General features: G+C 66.3%; 3 protein-coding genes and 1 pseudogene. 2 read left to right on the top strand and 2 right to left on the bottom strand.

Translation table 11 applies throughout. The annotated features are described in order from the left end of the window. Positions 1-216: 216 nt before the first annotated feature. Positions 217-987, top strand: a complete 771-nt coding sequence (locus ACFYXH_RS42240) for a transposase family protein (protein ID WP_389575111.1) — start codon at positions 217-219, stop codon at positions 985-987. A 126-nt stretch (positions 988-1,113) separates the two neighbouring features. Here the strand turns inward: ACFYXH_RS42240 and ACFYXH_RS42235 are convergent. Next, a pseudogene (locus ACFYXH_RS42235) lies at positions 1,114-1,850 on the bottom strand (hypothetical protein). Between the two features lie 164 nt (positions 1,851-2,014). Continuing rightward, positions 2,015-2,509, bottom strand: coding sequence for an IS5 family transposase (locus ACFYXH_RS42230; RefSeq protein ID WP_389575113.1), 495 nt, complete (start codon positions 2,507-2,509; stop codon positions 2,015-2,017). Between the two features lie 275 nt (positions 2,510-2,784). Between ACFYXH_RS42230 and ACFYXH_RS42225 the strand changes: the two genes are divergently transcribed. Next, a partial coding sequence (locus ACFYXH_RS42225; RefSeq protein ID WP_389575109.1) for an IS110 family transposase occupies positions 2,785-3,890 on the top strand: 1,106 nt, incomplete at its 3' end.

The following is a 3,890-nucleotide window of genomic DNA, read 5'->3' as shown; positions in this document are numbered from 1 at the left end:
GGGCCACGGCCTCAGCCTGTACAGATCGTGATCCTGTTCCAGACCGCGTTGATCGCCTCCCTGCACCGCTGCCCTTCATGCCACCGCAAGCCCGAAGACCTCACCAGCCTCGATCGCGGACCATGACCAAGCTCTGTCCGAGGGGATTGACACCGTCCGGATGGTGATCGAGCTAAAGCGTGTTGCAGAAGGCTGCGATCTGGGCATTTCCCTTGTATGCGTGGGGTGTTGAGGGCTGAGCCGTTGTGGGTGGAGACGTTCACCGGGCTGCGGATGAGGCAGTTCGAGGGGCTGTTGCGGGTGGTGCGGGAGCGGGGCGGAAACGGCCCCGGTGGGGGTCGGCCGTGGTGTCTGCCGCTGGCCGATCGGGTGCTGCTGGTGGCCGTCTACTACCGCACGAACCTCACAATGCGGCAGCTCGCGCCGCTGTTCGGGGTCTCCCCGGCGACCGTGTGCCGGATCATCCAGCGACTGCGGCCCCTGCTCGCCCTCGAGCCGGCCGCCCGTCCCGCCGACGCCGCGGATCGGTTGTGGATCGTGGACGGAACCTTGATCCCGGTGCGCGACCGTACGGTCGGCGCCTCGAGCCGCAACTACCGCTTCTCAGCAAACGTGCAGGTCATCATCGATGCCGACACGAAGCTGGTCGTGGCTACCGCCCGGCCGGCGCCGGGCAACAAGGCCGACGCTCACGTCTGGCGGAACTCCGGCCTGCCCGCCCAGTGCCAGGGCGTCACCGTGATCGGTGACGGCGCCTACATCAACACCGGCCTCGTCGTCCCGCACCGCAAACGCCCCGGCCGGCCGCTACTGCCGGGCGAGGAGGCGGACAACGCCGCCCATCGCAAAGTCCGCGCCCGCGTGGAACATGCCTTCGCCCGCATGAAGAACTACAAGATCCTCCGTGACTGCCGGCAGCGCGGCGACGGTCTCCACCACGCCGTCCGGGCCGTCGCCCACATGCACAACCTCGCCCTGGCAGCATGATCAGAACCGTCGGAACCGGGCCCTGACCTGCAAGATCGCAGCCTTTTGCAACACGCTTTAGGGCCTGTTGCGAAAGCCCTGGGCCAGGGTCCCCGTCGCGTGGGAGCCCTCGTACTGTCCGGTCCGCTATTGCGGGCGCATCAGGTCGAGGTCTCGCCCCATGCGTCCAGCACGGCGTTGTGCCCAGCGCGTCGGGCCTCCGCCTCGACGCGAGCGAACAGGTCACGTTGCAGGCGTACATCGCCTGTGCGTGCGATGCGGTCCGCGGAGGCCAGCAGTTTGTCGGCGTCCCAGCCGGGCAGCGGAAATCGCGTGAGTTCCCACTCCAGGTACTTGTTGTAGGGGCGGGCGCGACGGTCCAGCGCGAAGAGTAGTTCCAGCAGGAATCGGATGCTGTCGGCGGCGTCGAGGCGGGCGACGAGTGAGTGCCCGTCTCGGTCGTTCTTGAGCGAGCGGTAGAGGGAGTTGGCATAGGCGTCGAGCCAGCGACTGGCGTCCTGGAATGCTTCATCGGTCTCGAGCCGGGCCTTGGCGGCCAGGATTTGGGCGATGCCTCCGTCTAGCCGGTCCAGCACGATCTTGGCGCGGGCAAGGGCGTATCGCTCGAATCCGGGCATCCCAGCTGTGCGGAACTCGGTGAGGGAGATGAAGACGAGGTCGAGTTCGGGAGTGCGGTGGCCCGTGAACCGAGTGAGCTCCGTCGTTGCGCTGTCAGCGAGAACGACATACAGATCGTGGTCGGAGTGTTCGGTGACCATGCCCTCGTGGGCTTGCGATCCCTTGAGGACGAGGCCGAGGACGTCCGGATCGGCGGTGGCGCGTCCGACGAACGCTTCGTAGGTGAGGGGATGTTGAGCAGTCATGGTGTGATCTCCGTGGGAGGCCGACGGGTATGCTTGTCGAGGCGGTCCTGTCTGTCGAGGCCGCCCGCACCGTCCGCGGGGCACTTGGCCGCCGCCCAGATGATCAACGCACGTGGTGACCCTATCGCCCAGGCCTGCCGAGCGATCTCGAATTCGGGGCGCGGTCACAGCCACTCGTTGATCACGGCGATCAGGACGGTCGCTTCGTAACGGGCAGCGAGCTTGTCGTACCTCGTGGCCACAGCCCGATGGCGCTTGAGCCGATTGATGCCGCACTCCACCGCGTGGCGCTCCTTGTAGTCTTCCTTGTCGAACTTCGGTGGCCGCCCTCCGCAGGTACCGAGCTTCTTGCGGTTACGGACTTGGTCCGCCTTCTCCGGGATGGTGCAGCGGATCCCGCGTCTGCGTAGATAGGCCCGGTTCGAGCGGGAGCCGTACGCCTTGTCGGCTCGTACCCTGTCGGGCCGGGTGCGTGGCTGGCCCATACCCGTGCGAGGCACCCGGATGGCTTCGAGGACTGGCTGAAATTGCGGACTGTCGTGCCAATGACCAGCGGTGATGATGAGCACGATCGGCTTTTGCCCCTGCTCGACCACCAGGTGCAGCTTGGTGGTCAGCCCGCCGCGTGAACGTCCGAGACCGTGGTCATCTGGCTCGATGACGACGCCGCCGGGAGACTCTTTCTGCGCAGCCCCGTTACCGTTTTCGTGGTCCCGAAAATGGGGCTCCCGGTCTCCGGGTCCGGCATGACTTGAGCCCCTTGTCGATCATGGTCGAAAAAGTGGTGTCACCGGGCCGGGAGGCATTGGCAGACCGCTGATCAGGGGCATGACCGCTCGCCTTGCTCGTCGGGGTGAAGCAGGCCTTCGTAACGTGGATGCCGGCACGCTGATGCCGCAGACGAGGCCGGGAAGAGTCTGCTGGGGAGGGGCAAGTGAGCGACGAAGGCGAGATCGATGTCTACCTCGGTCTGGACGTCGGCAAGGGCGAGCATCACGGCACCGCACTGACACAGACGGGCAAGAAAGTGTTCGACAAGCCGCTGCCCAACAGGGAATCGCGGCTGCGTGAGCTGTTCCAGAAACTGCAGCGCAGGTACGGAACGGTGCTGGTCATAGTGGACCAGCCGGCCTCGATCGGCGCTTTGCCGCTGGCCGTCGCCCGCGACGCCGGCTGTCGTGTCGCCTATCTGCCAGGGCTGACGATGCGGAGGATCGCCGACCTCTACCCCGGTGAGTCGAAGACCGACGCCCGGGACGCTGCGATCATCGCCGATGCCGCCCGCACCATGCCGCACACCCTCCGGGACCTGGCACCGGACGACGAGACCGTCGCCGAGCTGAACATGCTCGTGGGCTTCGACGACGACCTGGCCGGCGAGGTCACCCGCACCAAGAACAGGTTGCGCGGGCTACTGACCCAGATCCACCCCTCGCTCGAGCGGGTCCTGGGTCCTCGCCTGGATCATCCGGCAGTCCTGTTCCTTCTTGAACGCTATGGCTCACCAGCCCAGTTACGGAAAGCCGGCAGGCGACGGCTGATAACCATGCTGAAGCCCAAGGCGCCACGCATGGCCGAGCGACTCGTCGAGGACATCTTCGACGCGCTCGACGAACAGACCGTCGTCGTGCCCGGCACCGATGCTGCGGCGCTGATCGTCCCCAGCCTGGCCGCCTCGCTCACCGCCGTGTTCGACCAGCGCAGACTCCTTGCCGCAAGGATCGAGGAACTGCTGGAGGCGCACCCTCTTTCACAGGTCCTGATCTCGATGCCCGGCATCGGGGTCAGGACCGCGGCCCGCATCCTCATCGACGTCGGCGACGGCAGCAGCTTCGCCACTGCAGGCCACTTGGCCGCCTACGCCGGACTTGCTCCAGCCACCCGCCGGTCCGGCTCCTCGATCCGCAGCGAGCATCCCTCCCGGCGAGGTAACAAACAGCTCAAGGTGCGACACGAAGTCGCTCACGACAAGTGGGAACAGCCACGGAGGAAGGAGAAGAGAGCTGGTCCCCGGATCAGTGTCCAAGATCCGTTCCCGCG

The organism is Streptomyces sp. NPDC002730 (genome assembly GCF_042888805.1).
Taxonomy (GTDB): domain Bacteria; phylum Actinomycetota; class Actinomycetes; order Streptomycetales; family Streptomycetaceae; genus Streptomyces.
Note: the sequence above shows the minus strand (reverse complement) of the source record. Positions and strands in the feature narration are given on the sequence as shown.